The following is a 17105-nucleotide window of genomic DNA, read 5'->3' as shown; positions in this document are numbered from 1 at the left end:
AGGAAGTTGTGCTTGGTGATCGGCATGGTGATGCCGACGATGTCCGCCTCCTGGAAGGCGTCCGTGCCGATCGCCTTGGACGCCACCTGGCCGGTGATCGCCACCATCGGGACCGAGTCCATGTGGGCGTCGGCGATCGGCGTGACCAGGTTGGTGGCGCCGGGGCCGGAGGTGGCCATGCAGACACCGACCTTGCCGGTGGCCTGCGCGTAGCCGGTGGCGGCGTGGCCGGCGCCCTGCTCGTGCCGCACCAGCACGTGCCGCACCCGGGTGGAGTCCATCAGCGGGTCGTAGGCCGGGAGGATCGCGCCGCCGGGAATGCCGAACACCGTGTCCGCGCCGACCTCCTCGAGGGAGCGGATGAGGGACTGCGCACCCGTGACGTGCTCGACGGGGGCGGACTGCTGTCCTCCGGATCGGGGCCGCGGCTGCGGATGGGCCCCGGTGGCCTGCTCGGTCATCGGCATTCTCTTCTCGATGCTGAGGGTTTTTGCGAGGTTCGGACGGAGTTGCGGCGTTGCACGAAGGGCGCTCGTGCAACAAAAAACCCCTCGTGCCGCAAGGCAAGCGAGGGGAGCGCGCCGGGGAGGTCGCTGGGGATTCCGGATCGTCCTCCGGTGGGTCCCAGCTCAGCCGACGCGCTGTCCAAGTACGAGAATTCGGGTGCGCATGGCACTGACCCTCCCCCCGGCACGCACCACGTGTCAAGTGGGTGGGACGGGAGTCTCAGCATGTGAGCGAAGGGCACTGCCGCCTCCGAGAACAGCGGGAACACCCCCTGTGTACACCGCTTTCGACTCCCGCACACTGCCGGCGAACACCGGTTCGGCCGGGGCGTGCGGCACCGGGTAGTGGCCGGAACCGAGCGCCCGGCGCAGCCGGTACTCGTCCAGCGGACCGGCGAACGCCATGCCCTGGCCGTGGGTGCAGCCCATCGCCCGCAGTGCGACCACCTGCTCGGGCAGGTCCACGCCCTCGGCCACCGACTGGAGACCGAGATCGCCGGCGATCCGCAGCAGACCGCTGGTGATCTTGTGCAGCCGGGCGGACTCGACCACCCCTTCCACCAGGCTGCGGTCGAGCTTGAGGATGTCCACGGGCAGCCGCCGCAGGGCCGTGATGGCCGCGTAGCCGCTGCCGAAGCCGTCCAGCGCGATGCGCACCCCGAGCCGGCTGAGCGCGGTCAGGCGCCGCTCCAGTTCGTCCAGGGAGACCCGCGGGTCGGTGTCGGACAGCTCGATGACCAGTGCCCCGGGCGGCAGCCCGTGCCGGGTCAGCAGCGCCTCCACCGAGCCCATCGGGGTCGAGCGGTCCAGCAGCCGCCGGGCGCTCATCGGGACCGCGACCGGCACGACGAGCCCGGTCGCGGCGCGCTCGGCCGCCTGTTCCACGGCCTCCTGGAGGATCCAGCGGTCCAGCTCGGCGGTCCGGTCGCCCTCCTCGGCGACCCGCAGGAACTCGGCCGGGGTGAACAGCACCCCCTGGGAGGAGCGCCAGCGCGCCTGCGCGGAGACCGACGTGATCCGGCCGTTCTGCAGGCACACCACGGGCTGGTGGAGCAGCGCGAACTCGCCGTCGTGCAGTGCGGCGCGCAGCCGCGTGGCGAGTTCCGCCTTGCGGACGACGTCCTGCTGCATCTGGGGCTTGTACAGCTCGACCCGGCCCTTTCCGGCCGACTTCGCCCGGTACATCGCCAGGTCGGCGTTGCGCAGCAGCTCTCCCGCGCCCAGCCCCGGTTCGGCGAAGGCGACGCCGATGGAGGCGTTGACCCGGACGTCGTTGCCGTCGATGGCGTACGGCTGGGAGAGGGTCGCCCTGAGGCGGTCGGCGAGCTCCAGGATGTTCCGCTCCCGGGCCGTACGGTCCCGGGTGCCGTCCCCGACGATCAGGGCCGCGAACTCGTCACCGCCGAGCCGGGAGGCGGTGTCACCCTGCCGGACGGCGTCCTGGAGTCTGCGGGCGGCCTGGATGAGCAGCTCGTCACCGGCCTGGTGCCCGATCGTGTCGTTGACGGCCTTGAAGCCGTCCAGGTCGATGAAGAGCACCGCCGTGCCCCGCAGGGCGGCACCCCGGTCGGTGGCCCGGCGGCCGGACAGCGCCTGCTGGACGCGCCGGGTGAACAGCGCGCGGTTGGGCAGGTCGGTGAGCGGGTCGTGCTCGGCGTTGTGCTGCAACTGCGCCTGGAGGCGGACCCTCTCCGTCACGTCCCGGCTGTTGAAGATGAGGCCGCCGTGGTGCCGGTTGACGGTCGACTCGACGTTGAGCCAGCCTCCCCCGCCCTCACCCGGGCGGGAGGTGCCCCCGTCGCCGGAGCGGAACCGGCACTCGATGCGGGTGGTGGGCTCCTCCAGCGGGTTGGCGGCGAGGAAGCGGCGCACCTCGTGCACCACGCAGCCCAGGTCCTCCGGGTGGATGAGACCGGCCAGTTCGGTGCCCACCAGTTCCTCGGCGGGCCGGCCGTACACCCCGGCGGCGGCCGGGGAGACGTACCTGAGGATGCCGTTCGGCGCGGCGATCATGATGACGTCGCTGGAGCCCTGCACCAGGGAGCGGAAGTGGTTCTCCTTCTGCGCCAGTTCCTGGGTCAGGGTGATGTTGTCCAGCAGCATGATGCCCTGCCGGATGACGAGGGCCAGCACCACGGCGCCCGCGGTGATCAGCACGACGTGGTCGGGCCTGCGGCCGTTGAGGACGTTGTACAGGATGCCCAGGGTGCACACGGCCGCGGCGAGGTACGGGGTGAGCGCGGCGAGGGAGCCGGTGAGCGGCCGGCCGGCCGGGTAGCGGCTGAGCTCACCGCCCGGCGCGGGCGGGGGCGGCTGGGCCGGGGCCGCGTTCCGCTGGCCCGGCACGTGCTCGTGGACCACGCGCGTGTGCCCGTCGGCCGCACGCGCCTCCTGCGCGCCCCGGCGCCGGGGCGCGGCCCAGGGGGCGTAGGCGAGAAGCAGTGATCCGGCGAACCAGCCCGCGTCCAGCAGCTGCCCCGAGCGGTAGTTGCTGTGCAGCAGCGGCGAGGTGAACAGGGCGTCGCACATCACGGTGAGCGCGAGGGCGCCGATCGCGGTGTTCACCGCCGTGCGGTTGCCCGGGGCGCGCCGGAAGTGCAGGGCGAGGACCATGCTGACGAGGGCGATGTCGAGCAGCGGGTACGCCAGCGACAGCGCGGCGTGGGCCACGCTCGACCCGTCGAACCGGGCCGCCTGGGCGAGCGCCAGGCTCCAGGAGAGGGTGAGCAGTGAGCCGCCGATCAGCCAGGCGTCCAGCCCCAGGCAGATCCAGCCGGCCCTCGTCACCGGCCGCTTGGCGAGCACCAGCAGGCCCACGATGGCGGGCGGCGCGAAGCACAGGAAGAACAGGTCGGCGCAGCTCGGGCTCGGCACGGGCCGGTCCAGCACGACCTCGTACCAGCCCCAGATCGCGTTGCCCAGGGCGGCCATGGCCGAGGAGAGGGCGAACAGCAGCCAGGCCGACCGGAAGCGCACGCGCCGGCTGCGGGCGTACAGGAAGCAGGAGACGGCGGCGGTGGCCGCCGCCGCACTCAGCCCGAAGTCGCCCATGACGAGGGCGATCTGGCTCGTTCCCCAGTCGAACGCGGCTCCGACGGCGTAGGCCGCGCAGACCAGGGCGAGGACGAGTTGCTCCATCAGCCGGGTGCCGTCGCCGACGGCCGGCCGGCGGGGCGGCGGCGCCTCGTGCGGGTGCGGTGCGCGCACGGCGTCGTCGAGGGCGGTCGTCGTCGAGGGCGGCGCACTCACCGGGGCCTCCCGGTCTGCGCCGTGCCCGGGTCCCGACGGTCCCGGTGCGCCGGATGCGCGTGCCTGCGGCGGACGTTGCGCCTGCGCTGGTGGTGACTGTGATGGCTGGTGTGCTCGCCGCGTCGCCGCGCGGCCGTGCACCAGGGTCGCCGTCGGCGGCTCCGCCGCGTCGGATCGTTCGTCCATAGGCCGTGCATCGCCCGTCGCCCCCCTCACAAATCTGAAATGTCCGTCCCCGGGCGCCGATTCCCACCGGCGCAGCCCCTGTCGGGACGATACACCAGGATCGTCACTCAGGGACATAGCGTCTCTACGCTCCGTGACGACCAGGGGTTATGTGCGTACGGCCCGCGTCCGAAAGATTGCGGAGGGTGCCGGAAGGGCCCTGCCGCCCCTTTGCTCCCGGCGTTCCGGATGCGACGGCAAGGATCACTTTCCGGTCGTAAGGATCACATTCCGCAGGGGCTCCCGGTTGACGAACCGGGTCAGCTGGTCGGCCAGCAGCCGCTTGGCGCGCGGCAGGAAAGCCGAGGAGGGCCCCCCGACGTGCGGGCTGATCAGCACGCCGGGCGCCCGCCACAGGGGGTGGCCGGGGGGCAGCGGCTCCGGGTCCGTCACGTCCAGGGCGGCGGTGATCCGGCCCCGCTCCAGCTCGGCGAGGAGCGCCTCGGTGTCGACCACGGGCCCCCGGGCGACGTTCACCAGCAGCGCCCCGTCCTTCATCCGCCCGAGGAAACCGGCGTCGACCAGCCCCCGGGTGTCCGCCGTGAGCGGCGTGCAGAGGATGACGACGTCCGCCTCGGGGAGCAGGGGGAGCACATCGGTGATCGGGTGCACAAGACCGCGCTCCGTGGTGCGCCGGGAGCGCGCGATGCGCGTCACCCGCGCGACCTCGAACGGTACGAGCCGGTCCTCGATGGCGGCGCCGATGGGCCCGTAACCGACGATCAGGACGTTCTTGTCGGCGAGCGCGGGGTGGAAACCGCCTTCCCAGCGCTCCTGCTGCTGGGCGCGGACGAACCCGGGGACGCCGCGCAGCGCGGCGAGGGTCAGGGTGAGCGCCAGCTCGGCCGTGCTCGTCTCGTGCACCCCGCGCGCGTTGCACAGCCGCACGCCGGGTGCGATCACCGACAGCTGCGCGGTGATGTCGTCCACGCCGGCGGTGAGCGTCTGGATGACCCGGACGTTCGTCAGGTGCTCCAGCGGTCCCACCCGGACCGACATCCGCTTCATGTACGGCACCACGTACACGGCGCACCGCGCCGGGTCGCCGGGAAACGGCTGGTCACCGTCCGCACCGCCGTCCCAGAACAGGTACCGGGGTCCCTCGGGCAGCCCCGCGATCTCCTCGGGCGGGATGGGAAGCCAGACGTCTGCACTCATGCGAGGAGGCTATGTCAGGCGCGTATGCGCGCAGAGGTTAGGTTGGTGGCCGGGCAGAGGGAGGTTCACGAGCAGGTGGAGCGCAGGACGATCGGCGCGGGGGGACTCGCGGTGGGGGCCGTCGGACTCGGATGCATGCCGATGAGCTGGGCGTACAGCGGATCGCGTCAGCGCGGTGACGAGTCGGTCAGAGCCGTGCACCGGGCGCTGGACCTGGGCTCCGGTCTGCTGGACACCGCGGACATGTACGGCCCGTTCACCAATGAGCTGCTGCTGGGCCGGGTGCTGCGGGAGCGGCGCCGGGACGCCTTCGTGTCCACGAAGGTGGGGCTGCTGGTGGGCGAGCAGCACATCGTGGCCAACGGCCGGCCCGGCTATGTGCGGCGGGCCTGCGACGCCTCGCTGCGCCGGCTCCAGACCGACGTGATCGACCTGTACCAGCTGCACCGGGCCGACCCCGAGGTGCCCGTCGAGGAGACGTGGGGCGCGATGGCGGACCTGGTGCGGGCCGGGAAGGTGCGGGCGCTGGGTCTGTGCGCGGTGGGCGCGCGCGCCGGGCGCCGGTCGGGCACCGGGCTGTACGACACGACGCTGCGCCAGTTGCGGCGGGTGCAGCAGGTGTTCCCGGTGAGCGCGGTGCAGGCGGAGCTGTCGGTGTGGTCGCCTGAGGCGCTGACGTCGCTGCTGCCGTGGTGCGAGGCGCGCGGGGTGGGTCTCCTCGCGGCGATGCCGCTGGGCAACGGCTTCCTGACCGGCACGCTGACGCCGGGCGAGGGCTTCGAGGCGGACGACGTCCGAGCCCGGCACCCCCGGTTCACCGGCGAGATGATGGCGGCCAACCAGCCGATCGTCGTGGGCCTGCGGCGCATCGCCCGGCGCCACGGGGAGCACGTCACGCCGGCCCAGGTCGCGCTGGCCTGGGTGCTGGCCCAGGGCCGGCACGTGATCGCGGTGCCGGGCACCAAACGGGAGCGCTGGGCCGCCGAGAACGCGGCCGCCGCCGGCCTGCGGCTGCCCCCGGAGGACCTGGCGGAGATATCCCGGCTGCCGACGGCCCAGGGGTCGTGGGACTGAGACCGCCGGCCGTCCCGCCCGATCGCGGCCATCGGTCGGCCACAAGCGGGAACCCGGGAGGTGTCGGCGGTGCAGAAGAGGGAGAGGGTGTCCTTGGACCACTGCCTCGAAGGGACCGTGATCGTGCGACGTCGAGCTGTACCGGCCGTGCTGGCCGCGACCGTCCTGTTGCTCGCGGCCGGCTGCTCCTCGGGGGACGGCAGGCTCCCGGGCGCCGGGCCCGCCGCCACGACGCCGGGGGCCACCGCGCCGTCGGGGGCGGGCACCGAGCCGGCGGCCCCGGCCAAGGGGTCGGTGAAGGTGCTGCGCACGGTGACCGAGGGCCTGAAGTCACCCTGGGGACTGGCCCCGCTGCCCGGCGGCGGACTGCTGGTCTCCTCCCGGGACGAGGGGACGATCACCCGGATCGACGCCAGGACCGGGAAGGAGACCGAACTGGGTACGGTCTCCGGGGTCTCCCCCGCGGGCGAGGGCGGTCTGCTGGGCATCGCCCTCTCCCCCGGCTACGCCTCGGACCACATGATCTACGCCTACTTCACCTCGGCCTCGGACAACCGCATCGTCCGCATGCTGTACGACGAGCGGAAACCGGCCGGTGAGCGACTGGGCGCTCCGGACACGGTGTTCAAGGGAATCCCCAAGGGCTTCATCCACAACGGCGGCCGGATCGCGTTCGGCCCGGACGGGATGCTGTACGCGGGCACCGGCGAGAGCGGTGAACGCGGCCTCGCCCAGGACCGCGAGTCGCTGGGCGGCAAGATCCTGCGGCTGACCCCGGACGGCGAGCCGGCGCCGGGCAACCCGTTCCCCGGCTCCCCCGTGTACTCCTACGGCCACCGCAACGTCCAGGGTCTGGCCTGGGACGGCCGGCAGCGGCTGTTCGCCTCGGAGTTCGGGCAGGACACCTGGGACGAGCTGAACGCGATCAGGCCGGGCGACGACTACGGCTGGCCGAAGGCCGAGGGCACGTCCCCCGGCAGCGGCTTCCACGATCCGGTGGCGCAGTGGCACACCGACGAGGCGTCCCCCAGCGGCATCGCCTGCGTGAACGGCGTGGTCTGGATGGCGGGCCTGAAGGGCCGGCGCCTGTGGCGCGTCCCGCTGCACGGCACCCGGGCGGCGGCCGCCCCGCAGTCCTTCCTCACCGGCGGCTACGGCCGTCTGCGCACGGTGGCACCGGCGGGCGGCGACAGGCTGTGGCTGGTCACGAGCAACACGGACGGCCGTGGCACGCCGAAGAAGGGGGACGACCGGGTACTGGAGCTGGAGGTGAGGTGAGGTGGACCCCGGCCGCCTCGGGTGGTCCCGGACGGTCCACCGTCCCCGGGTGGGTTCCGGCGCGGTCCACCGTCCCCGGGTGGGTCCCGGGGCGGCTCGCCCTTCTCAGTCGGTTTCGGGCCGCTCCTCCGCGGTGGCCGGTTCGGGCAGCCGTATGACGGCCTTCCCGGACGTCAGGTCGATGGGGCCGCGCCCCGGGTCGTTGTCGCCGGTGTCCTCCCGGGTCAGTTCGAGCCGGTTCTGCTCGTCCCGGGTGTGCTTGCGGCCTGGCGCGAACAGGTCCTCGAAGGCGTCGAACACGGCTCCCCCTCCTTGCCGGTTTTCTCCAGCGTAGGCATCAGCCGGACGTTTCCGCGGTGACGGTCCCGGCCACGGACAGGCCCAGCCGGTGCGCCACCGCCGCCGCCTCGCCCCGGCCCGAGACACCGAGCTTGCCGAGGATGTTCGAGACGTGGACGCTCGCCGTCTTCGGGGAGATGAACAGCTCCTCGGCTATCTGGCGGTTGGTGCGGCCGGCCGCGACCAGGCCGAGGACGTCCCGCTCGCGGCTGGTGAGGCCGAGCGTCGCGACCGGGTCGGCGGGTGACGCCGAGTGTCCCGAGGCGCCGGACAGGGTGAGGCGGGCGCGCTGGGCGAGCCGGGCGACGGCGTCGGCGAGGGGGCGGGCGTCCAGGTGGGCGGCGACCGCCGCGGCCAGCCGGAGCAGCTCCACCGCACGGTCGCGTCCGTCCTCGGCACCCTCGGCCAGCAGTGCCCCGGCGAGGCGGTGGCGGACCCGGGCGAGGTCGTAGGGACGGTCCAGGCACTCGAAGGCGGCGACGACGGGGGCCCAGGTGCCGGCGGTGTCCCGGCCCTCCGCCCGCTGGAGCTCCGCGCGGGTCCACTGGCCGTACGCCTGCCACAGGGGGACGCCGGTGGTGAGGGTGCGGACGGCCTCCGCGACGCGGGCGAGGGTCTCGGCGCGGCCGGGCCGGGCGGCGGGCAGGGTGCGGGCGTCGGCCTCGGCGGTGGCGGCGGCCAGCAGCAGCGGCCAGCCGTGGCGGTGCGTCGGGCGGGAAACCGGCGTCCAGGACCGGCAGCAGTACCGCGCGGGCGTCGGCCACCCGGTCCTCCGCCGCGGCGATGCCGAGGGCGATGCGGGCCAGTGGCAGGAACTGCTGGGGCCGGGGGTCGTGGGTGCCGTACCAGGTGCGGGCGGCGGCGAGTCGCCGGCCGGCCTCGGCGAGGTCGCCGCGGGCCAGGGCCAGGTGGGCCAGGCGCAGGGCACCCGCGGCGCGGGGCTCGGCGCTGTGGCCGACCCGGGTCGCGTGCGCGGCGGCCTCGGCGGCCTCCTGCCACCGGCCCAGCGAGTACAGCGCGTCGGACAGGTTGCCCCAGGCCCAGGCGCCGGAGTCCAGCAGGCCGTAGCGGCGGCAGAACTCGACGCCCTCGCGCAGCAGCGGCAGGGCCTCCCGGTCCCGGCCGACGCTCTGCAGCCCGCACGGCAGGTTCACGTAGGCACGGCCCGCGACATGGTGGACGCCCTCCGCCCGGGCGTCCCGCAGCACCTGCCGCATCCGCGCGAGGCCGGCCTCCGGGGCGCCGGACTCCACGGTCAGGCCGCCCAGGGTGAGCAGGGCATGCAGTTCGGTCTCGCGGGCACCCACCATCCGCGCGTACTCCACGGCCCGCTCGGCGGCGGCGAGGGCCTCGGGTCCGGGCCGGTGCTGCATCGACCAGTTGGCGGCGGCCGCCAGCACCTCGGCGTGCACCTCGGACGGCGGCAGGCCGCGCACCAGGTCCTGGGCGGAGGCCAGCTCCTGCCAGCCGTCGCCGCGGCCCTGTGCCTGCACCAGGCGGGAGCGCTGGACCCAGAACCAGGCGGCGCGCAGGGGGTCCGGCTCCTCGTCCAGCAGGCGCAGCGCCCGCTTGGTGATCTTCAGGGCGCGTTCGCGTTCGCCGCCGAGGCGGCCCGCCACCGCCGCCTCGGCCATCAGGTCGAGATAGCGCAAGCCGGTGCCCGCCGGGCCGGTGTCGCACGGCGGGCAGCCCTCGGCGTAGTCGACCGGGCGCAGGGCGGCGCGCACCTCCTCCGGCGCGCGGTCCCACAGTTCCATCGCCCGCTCCAGCAGACCGAGTTGTTCGGTGTAGGCATGCCGGCGGCGGGCGACGACGGCGGCGGCCAGGACGGCGGGCAGGGCCTTGGCCGCGTCGTGGGCGTGGTACCAGTAGCTGGCCAGGCGCATCACGCGCGCGTCGGCGGGCACGAGCGCGGGGTCGGCTTCCAGGGCCTCGGCGTAGCGGCGGCTGAGCCGGGAGCGTTCGCCGGGCAGCAGGTCGTCGGCCACGGCCTCGCGGACCAGGGAGTGCCGGAAGCGGTAGCCGTCGCCGGCCCGGGTGACGGTGAGGATGTTGGCGCCGACCGCGGCCCGCAGTGCCTCGATGAGGTCGTCCTCGGTGAGCTGTGCCACGGCCGCGATCAGCGGGTACTCCACCGTGGAGCCGCCCTCGGCGACGATCCGGGCGATCCGCTGGGCGCTCTCGGGCAGCGTCTCGACCCGGACGAGGAGCAGGTCGCGCAGGGAGTCGGTGAGGCCGGTGCGGTTGCCCTCGCAGCAGGCGACGGCGAGTTCCTCGATGAAGAAGGCGTTGCCGTCGGAGCGTTCGTAGATCTCGTCGGCCTGGGCGGGGTCGGGTTCGGCCGCGAGGATGCCGGCGAGCTGACGGCCGGCCTCCTCGCGGGTGAAGCGGGCGAGTTCGATGCGGCGGACGGTGCGCAGCCGGTCCAGTTCGGCGAGCAGGGGGCGCAGCGGGTGACGGCGGTGGATGTCGTCGGAGCGGTACGTGGCCAGGACGAGGAGGCGGCCGGCGCGCAGGGTGCGGAACAGGTAGGCGAGCAGGTGGCGGGTGGAGGCGTCGGCCCAGTGCAGGTCCTCCAGGGCGAGGACGAGGGTGTGCTCGGCGGTGACCCGCTCCAGCAGCCGGGCCGTGAGTTCGAACAGGCGGGCCAGGCCCTGTTCGTGGTGGCGGCCCGCGGTGGCCTCGCCGAGGTCGGGCAGCAGCCGGGCCAGTTCCTCCTCCTGGCCGGCCGCCGCGGCGGCGAACTCCTCGGGCAGAGCGTCGCGCAGGGCGCGCAGCGCGGTGGAGAAGGGGGCGAAGGGCAGCCCGTCGGCGCCGATCTCCACGCAGCCGCCGACGGCGACGACGGCGCCGCGGCCGGCCGCGGCGGAGGCGAACTCCTCCACGAGGCGGGTCTTGCCCACGCCCGCCTCGCCACCGAGCAGCAGCGCCTGCGGCTCGGCGGCGCCGGCGCGGGCGAGCGCGTCGTCGAGCGTGGCCAACTCGTCGGTGCGGCCGACGAACACGGGACTGACGGACCTGGTCTCCACGGGGCCGAGCATCGCATGAGGCCAGGACGGCACGGCACCGGTTTTCCACAGGCCCTGGGTGATGGTCGTACCAGTAGTACCGGTATGGGGTGGGGTCGTCGGCGGCGCCGGGAGCGCCGCGGGAAGGGCCGTACCGGCGGGCGGAGCGGCGGGCGGAGCCTCCGCGGACGGAGCGGACGGAGCGGCGGGCGGAGTCTCGGCGGACGGAGCGGGCGGAGCGGGCGGAGTCTCGGCGGACGGTGCGGGCGGTGGCTCGGCGGGCGGAGTCTCGGCGGACGGAGCGGGCGGAGCGGGCGGTGGCTCGGCGGGCGGAGTCTCGGCGGACGGAGCGGGCGGGGCAGACGGCAGGGCCGCACGGCTCCGCTGGGGAACCGTACGGCCCTGCCGTCCTGAGCGCCCGACCCCCGTCCGGTCGCTCCGCGCCCCTGCCGTCACGCCGTGCGCGCGGGCCGGAGCCGCCGGGGGCGGTCGGTATGCGACTCGGCGGCCGGGGTGCCGTTGCCGGCATGCTCCGCGCGGCGGGCGGCACGGCGGGCGCGGACGGCCTCGCGGGCCAAGCGCTCGCGCTGGGCCGTGCGGCGCAGTTCGGCGGACCGGAAGCGGTGGAGTTCGTACTCGTACATGGCGTTCCTTCGGGAGACTCGGTGTCGTGCGTCGCTCTCTGCGATGCCTCTACCTTCGTCTCCCAGGGGGGTCCGCCACATCGGGAGAGTTCCGCATCTTCGGGCGGCCGGCGTGCCGCGGGCGCGCGTAAGGGGCCTCAGGGCGTCCGTAAGGTGGTCACGGATTACCTAAGGCCCCTGTGAGCTGTGCTTTCTCAGCCGGCCGAGGGCAGGCCGAGCAGTGCGTCGGAGTACTTCAGGACGGCCAGGAGCAGTCCGATGACGCCGAGCGAGACGCCTGCCCAGGCGACCGACCTGATCCAGGGTGCCTGGGGGCGGCCGGGGGCTCCGAACGCGGGCCGGATCAGCACGACCACACCGGTGACCAGTGCGGCCAGTGCGAACAGGCCGGCCCACAGGGCGGTGGTGTGCCAGGCGTCGCCGTAGACCTCCTTGAGCTGCCGGCCGACGCTCGCGGTGGAGGACGTCTGCAGCTGGCCGACGAGCTGCTCGCGGGCGGAGGCGACGGTGCCGACCCAGCCGCCGGTGAGCGAGACCAGGCCAAGCGCGGTGGAGACGACGGCTCCGGCGCCCTGGCCGACCCCGGTGGGCGCCTTGGCACCGGCACCGTCCGCCGGCTCGGCGGTCTCCTCCGCCCCACCGGCCACAAAGTCACCGGGGTTCCCGCCTTCCTCGGCGTGCGCGATGTCCGAGGTGTCCTCGGCGTCCCGTCCACCGGCCTCCGCGGCACGGAGGTCCTGCGCCTTCCCGGCGGTACCGGCCGCCGCCGTCGTCTCGTCGTCCCTGCGCGCCTCGGAACCGGCCTCGGCGCCTTCCGCTGTCTTCGTTGCCATGCCTGGCACCGTACGGACGCTCTCTGAGAGGTCTCTTAATGATCGAACAGCGGCCTCGGACGCCGTCGTGCGCGCTACGCGCGTGCCGCACGCCACTCGGGCGCGAGCAGCGCCCAGATCTCGGTGCTGGTGCGCACGTCCCGGTGCGGGTAGTTCTCGCGCAGCACGCCCTCGCGGGTCATGCCCAGGCGACGGGCCACGTTGATGCTGGGCTCGTTGGCCGAGGACACGTACCACTCCACCCGGTGCATGCCGCGTTCCTCGAAGGCCCAGTCGAGCAGTACCCGCAGGCCGCGCGTGACCAGTCCGCGTCCGGCTGCCGCCGGTTCCAGCCAGCAGCCGGCCTCGCAGACCCCGCTCGGGGTGTCCCAGACCCGGAACAGCAGGCCGCCGACGAGGGTGCCGTCCAGCCAGACGCCGTGCAGGCTGCCGGCGTCGGCGGCCCGTTTGTCGGCGTAGGACTTCAGCCAGGCACGGGCACCGTCGAGATCGCGGACGGCGTCCGCGAGGCCGACGTGGCGGCCGACGAACTCCCGTCCCCGGTCGATGTTGGCGAGGAGCTGCTCGGCGTGCCAGACCTCCAGGGGCCGCAGTTCTGCGCCGTCGTCCCCGAGCGAAGTCGCGTACATCGTGCCGTTCTTCCTTCCACGGTTCGTCCGCCGGCCTGCCGGTTCGTGCACCGGGGCCCGGCCGAGCCTCTCACAGGGCTCGGGGACGTCAGTCGAACTGGTCCCCGAGCGCCATGACCATCGTGCCGACGATCAGCAGCCACAGGGCCCTGCGGGTACGGCCCCTGATGGCGAGCACCGCGGCGAGCGCGCACACGGCGGCCCCCACGGCGTAGGCGACGGGCACCAGCGCGGGGGCGGATCCGGCCGCCCGGAGCAGCGCGGCGGCCAGCCCGGCCAGCGTCAGCAGCGCGCCGGTACCGGCGGCGGTCCAGCGGGCGCGCCGGGCGTCCCCGACGTACTCCTCGCCGTCCCCGCTGCCCTCGCCGTCCCCGCTGTCCTCGCCGTCCTCACTGCCCTCGCCGTCCCCGCTGTCGTCGGTGTTCCCGCTGTCGTCGGTGTTCCCGGTGCGCGTGGTGGCCGTGGCGCCCGTGGTGACCGTCGTGTCCGTGGTGACCGTCACGCCCGTGGTGTACGTGGTGTCGTCGGCGTCCGCGGCTATCACGGGATCGGTGTCGGAATCGGTGCGTCCACTCATGGCGGGCGAGCGTACCGCCTCCGCCGGCGAAAACCCGGGGCGGGGCGGCACCTTCGGCTGCCGCGGATCACTCGTCGCGCGGGGGCCATGCGGGCGGCCGGGAGGGCCGCCCGGCGGGAGCGGAAGTGCGGCCGGGAAGACCGTCCACAGAAGCCGACGTGCAGCCGGGAGACCGTCCACAGCAGCCGACGTGCAGCCGGGAAGGCCCGTCCGCGGGAGCGAGCGGGCGGCGGGGAGGCCGTCCGCGGGGACGGACAGGCGTGCGGCCCCGGAGGGGGTGCCTCCGGGGCCGCACGGCGTGGTGCGGGGGCGGCTCAGCCCTCGCTGACGCCCAGCCGCTCCAGGATCAGTTCCTTGACGCGGGCCGCGTCGGCCTGGCCGCGAGTGGCCTTCATGACCGCGCCGACCAGGGCACCGGCCGCCGCCACCTTGCCGCCGCGGATCTTGTCCGCGATGGCCGGGTTGCCGGCGATGGCCTCGTCGACCGCCGTGCCGAGCGCCGAGTCGTCGGAGACGACCTTCAGCCCGCGCTTGTCGACGACCTCGTCCGGCGTGCCCTCGCCCGCGAGGACACCCTCGATGACCTGGCGGGCCAGCTTGTCGTTCAGGTCACCCTTCGCGACCAGCTCGGTGACCCGGGCCACCTGCTCCGGCGTGATCGCCAGCTCGTCCAGCGACGTGCCGGACTCGTTCGCGCTGCGGGCCAGCTCGCCCATCCACCACTTGCGGGCGGAGGCCGCGTCGGCACCGGCGTCGATGGTGGCGACGATCGGGTCCAGCGCGCCGGCGTTGAGGATCGCCTGCATGTCGGTGGCGGAGATGCCCCACTCGGCCAGCAGCCGGTTGCGGCGGGCCAGCGGCAGCTCGGGCAGGGCCGCGCGGATCTCCTCGACCCACTCGCGCGAGGGAGCCACGGGGACCAGGTCGGGCTCCGGGAAGTACCGGTAGTCCTCGGCCTCCTCCTTGACCCGGCCCGAGGTCGTGGACCCGGTGTCCTCGTGGAAGTGGCGCGTCTCCTGGATGATCGTGCCGCCCGAGGACAGCACGGCCGCGTGCCGCTGGATCTCGAAGCGGGCCGCACGCTCCACGGACCGCAGCGAGTTGACGTTCTTCGTCTCGGAGCGCGTCCCGAACTTCTCGGTGCCGTTCGGGCGCAGCGACAGGTTCACGTCGCAGCGCATCTGGCCCATCTCCATGCGCGCCTCGGACACACCGAGGGCCCGGATCAGCTCGCGCAGCTCGCGGACGTACGCCTTCGCCACCTCGGGCGCGCGCTCGCCGGCGCCCTCGATCGGCTTGGTGACGATCTCGATGAGCGGGATGCCGGCCCGGTTGTAGTCCAGCAGGGAGTGGGACGCGCCGTGGATACGGCCCGTGGCGCCGCCGACGTGCGTCGACTTGCCGGTGTCCTCCTCCATGTGGGCGCGCTCGATCTCCACGCGGAAGGTCTCGCCGTCCTCCAGCTGCACGTCGAGGTAGCCGTCGAAGGCGATCGGCTCGTCGTACTGGGAGGTCTGGAAGTTCTTCGGCATGTCCGGATAGAAGTAGTTCTTCCGGGCGAAGCGGCACCACTCGGCGATCTCGCAGTTCAGCGCGAGACCGATCTTGACGGCGGACTCGACGCCGGTCGCGTTGACGACCGGGAGCGCGCCCGGCAGGCCGAGGCAGGTCGGGCACGTCTGCGAGTTGGCGTCGGCGCCGAGCGCGGTCGAGCAGCCGCAGAACATCTTGGTCTTGGTGCCGAGTTCGACATGGACTTCGAGGCCCATGACGGGGTCGTACGACGCCAGCGCGTCCTCGTACGACACCAGGTCGGTCGTGGTGGTCACGGTGAAACTTCCCTCTCAGCCCAGCAGGACGTCGTCGTCGCCCAGCCGCTTCAGCTCGCGGTAGAGGATGGCGAGGCCGGTGGCGATGCCGGCGGCGGTGACGACGGCGTCGACGAGTCGCAGCGTGTCGTTCTCGGCGCGGGCCTTCTTGATCTGCTTCATGGCGCCGACCGCGCCGAACGCGGTCGCGGCCATGGACAGGTACGTACCGGACTTGGACTTCTTGAAGCCCTTGGCCTTGGTCAGTGCGCTCACAGCGACGGTGCCTCCTCCAGCAGCGGGTGCCCCCACTTTTCCACGAAGGCGGCCTCGACGGCGGCGCCCACCTTGTACAGCCGGTCGTCCTGCATCGCCGGGGCGATGATCTGCAGGCCCACCGGGAGGTCGTCCTCCGGGGCGAGACCGCAGGGCAGGGACATGGCCGCGTTGCCCGCCAGGTTGGTCGGGATGGTGCACAGGTCCGCGAGGTACATCGCCATCGGGTCGTCGGCGCGCTCGCCGATCGCGAAGGCGGTGGTCGGGGTCGTGGGGGAGACGATCACGTCGACCTGCTCGAAGGCCCTCTCGAAGTCCCGCGTGATGAGCGTGCGGACCTTCTGCGCGGAGCCGTAGTACGCGTCGTAGTAGCCGCTCGACAGGGCGTACGTGCCGAGCATGATGCGGCGCTTCACCTCGGGGCCGAAGCCCGCCTCACGGGTGAGGGAGGTGACCTCCTCGGCGGAGCGCGTGCCGTCGTCACCGACCCGGCGGCCGTAGCGCAGGCCGTCGAAGCGGGCGAGGTTGGAGGAGCACTCGGACGGCGCGATCAGGTAGTACGCCGACAGGGCGAGGTCGAAGGACGGGCAGTCCAGCTCGACGATCTCGGCGCCCAGCTCCTTCAGTAGCTCGACGGACTCGTCGAACCGCTGGATGACGCCGGCCTGGTAGCCCTCGCCGCGGAACTGCTTGACCACGCCGACGCGCATGCCGGCGACGGAGCCGTTGCGGGCGGCCTCGACGACCGGCGGGACCGGGGCGTCGATGGAGGTGGAGTCCAGCGGGTCGTGCCCGGCGATGACCTCGTGCAGCAGTGCCGCGTCCAGGACCGTGCGGGCGCAGGGGCCGCCCTGGTCGAGGGAGGAGGAGAAGGCGACCATGCCGAAGCGGGACACCGCGCCGTACGTGGGCTTCACGCCGACGGTGCCGGTGACGGCGGCCGGCTGGCGGATGGAGCCACCGGTGTCGGTGCCGATGGCGAGCGGGGCCTGGTAGGCGGCGAGCGCGGCGGAGGAACCGCCGCCGGAGCCACCGGGGATCTTCGTGAGGTCCCAGGGGTTGCCGGTCGGGCCGTAGGCGCTGTTCTCGGTGGAGGACCCCATGGCGAACTCGTCCATGTTGGTCTTGCCGAGGATGACGACGTCGGCGGCCTTGAGCCGCTTGGTGAGCGTCGCGTCGTACGGCGGGATCCAGCCCTCCAGGATCTTCGAGCCGACGGTCGTGGGCACGCCCTCGGTGGTGAAGATGTCCTTGAGCGCGAGCGGGACGCCGGCCAGCGGGCCGAGCTTCTCGCCGCGGGCCCGCTTCTCGTCCACGGCGCGGGCCTGGGCGAGAGCGCCCTCACGGTCGACGTGCAGGAAGGCGTGCACCTTCTCGTCGACGGCCTCGATCCGGGCGAGGTGGGCCTCGGTGACCTCGACGGCCGTCAGCTCGCCGGAGGCGATCTTCTCGGCGATCTGCGCGGCCGTGAGCTTGATGATGTTGCTGTCCGTCATGGTGG

Annotated in this window: 13 protein-coding genes and 1 pseudogene; 2 read left to right on the top strand and 12 right to left on the bottom strand. The window is 73.6% G+C overall.

From position 1 onward, the window contains the following. The 3 genes from GT045_RS26150 to GT045_RS26135 form a co-directional block, all read right to left on the bottom strand. Window positions 1-467 (bottom strand): thiamine pyrophosphate-binding protein (locus tag GT045_RS26150; RefSeq protein ID WP_272926900.1); only part of this gene is annotated, 467 nt, incomplete at its 3' end. Window positions 468-704: 237 nt separating this feature from the next. Further along, entirely contained in the window at window positions 705-3755 is a 3051-nt protein-coding gene (locus GT045_RS26145) for an EAL domain-containing protein (protein WP_161335652.1), read from the bottom strand. A 429-nt stretch (window positions 3756-4184) separates the two neighbouring features. After that, window positions 4185-5138, bottom strand: a complete 954-nt coding sequence (locus tag GT045_RS26135; RefSeq protein WP_161335651.1) for a 2-hydroxyacid dehydrogenase — start codon at window positions 5136-5138, stop codon at window positions 4185-4187. Between the two features lie 75 nt (window positions 5139-5213). Here GT045_RS26135 and GT045_RS26130 point away from each other — a divergent pair, with 75 nt between their 5' ends. Both GT045_RS26130 and GT045_RS26125 read left to right on the top strand, forming a co-directional pair. Beyond that, entirely contained in the window at window positions 5214-6212 is a 999-nt protein-coding gene (locus tag GT045_RS26130; RefSeq protein ID WP_161292469.1) for an aldo/keto reductase, read from the top strand. A gap of 117 nt (window positions 6213-6329) precedes the next feature. Then, a complete protein-coding gene (locus tag GT045_RS26125) occupies window positions 6330-7490 on the top strand; it encodes a PQQ-dependent sugar dehydrogenase (RefSeq protein WP_161335650.1) in 1161 nt (386 codons plus the stop codon). Window positions 7491-7595: 105 nt separating this feature from the next. Here the strand turns inward: GT045_RS26125 and GT045_RS26120 are convergent, their stop codons facing one another. The 9 genes and pseudogenes from GT045_RS26120 to gatA form a co-directional block, all read right to left on the bottom strand. Next, complete coding sequence (locus GT045_RS26120) at window positions 7596-7790, bottom strand: DUF6191 domain-containing protein (RefSeq protein WP_161296268.1); 195 nt, start codon at window positions 7788-7790, stop codon at window positions 7596-7598. Window positions 7791-7827: 37 nt separating this feature from the next. Beyond that, window positions 7828-10870, bottom strand: a pseudogene (locus GT045_RS40005) (AAA family ATPase). Between the two features lie 419 nt (window positions 10871-11289). Then, window positions 11290-11481 carry a hypothetical protein gene (locus GT045_RS26110; protein ID WP_161335649.1) on the bottom strand — a complete coding sequence of 64 codons (192 nt, stop codon included), beginning with the start codon at window positions 11479-11481 and terminating at the stop codon, window positions 11290-11292. A gap of 194 nt (window positions 11482-11675) precedes the next feature. Continuing rightward, entirely contained in the window at window positions 11676-12314 is a 639-nt protein-coding gene (locus GT045_RS26105) for a hypothetical protein (RefSeq protein WP_161335648.1), read from the bottom strand. A gap of 74 nt (window positions 12315-12388) precedes the next feature. Further along, window positions 12389-12943, bottom strand: a complete 555-nt coding sequence (locus tag GT045_RS26100) for a GNAT family protein (protein WP_161291036.1) — start codon at window positions 12941-12943, stop codon at window positions 12389-12391. Between the two features lie 88 nt (window positions 12944-13031). Then, window positions 13032-13520: a hypothetical protein gene (locus GT045_RS26095; protein WP_161335647.1), complete on the bottom strand. Its 489-nt coding sequence runs from the start codon at window positions 13518-13520 to the stop codon at window positions 13032-13034. A 314-nt stretch (window positions 13521-13834) separates the two neighbouring features. Further along, window positions 13835-15349 carry an Asp-tRNA(Asn)/Glu-tRNA(Gln) amidotransferase subunit GatB gene (gatB, locus tag GT045_RS26090; protein WP_161292642.1) on the bottom strand — a complete coding sequence of 505 codons (1515 nt, stop codon included), beginning with the start codon at window positions 15347-15349 and terminating at the stop codon, window positions 13835-13837. Between the two features lie 15 nt (window positions 15350-15364). Continuing rightward, the gene (locus GT045_RS26085) at window positions 15365-15604 is read right to left on the bottom strand and encodes a hypothetical protein (RefSeq protein ID WP_161292640.1); all 240 of its coding nucleotides are present in this window, start codon (window positions 15602-15604) and stop codon (window positions 15365-15367) included. Beyond that, window positions 15601-17100: an Asp-tRNA(Asn)/Glu-tRNA(Gln) amidotransferase subunit GatA gene (gene gatA, locus GT045_RS26080; protein ID WP_161335646.1), complete on the bottom strand. Its 1500-nt coding sequence runs from the start codon at window positions 17098-17100 to the stop codon at window positions 15601-15603. Before gatA ends, GT045_RS26085 begins: the two co-directional genes overlap by 4 nt. Window positions 17101-17105: the final 5 nt, after the last annotated feature.

The sequence above is a fragment of the Streptomyces sp. SID486 genome (genome assembly GCF_009865385.1).
Lineage (GTDB): Bacteria > Actinomycetota > Actinomycetes > Streptomycetales > Streptomycetaceae > Streptomyces.
This window is presented reverse-complemented; position numbering and strand designations above follow the sequence as displayed.

Coding starts and splice junctions, on each gene's coding strand:
- GT045_RS26135 (WP_161335651.1), bottom strand. CDS start 5,138: ATGAGTGCAGACGTCTGGCTTCCCATCCCGCCCGAGGAGATCGCGGGG.
- GT045_RS26110 (WP_161335649.1), bottom strand. CDS start 11,481: ATGTACGAGTACGAACTCCACCGCTTCCGGTCCGCCGAACTGCGCCGC.
- GT045_RS26105 (WP_161335648.1), bottom strand. CDS start 12,314: ATGGCAACGAAGACAGCGGAAGGCGCCGAGGCCGGTTCCGAGGCGCGC.
- GT045_RS26100 (WP_161291036.1), bottom strand. CDS start 12,943: ATGTACGCGACTTCGCTCGGGGACGACGGCGCAGAACTGCGGCCCCTG.
- GT045_RS26095 (WP_161335647.1), bottom strand. CDS start 13,520: ATGAGTGGACGCACCGATTCCGACACCGATCCCGTGATAGCCGCGGAC.
- gatA (WP_161335646.1), bottom strand. CDS start 17,100: ATGACGGACAGCAACATCATCAAGCTCACGGCCGCGCAGATCGCCGAG.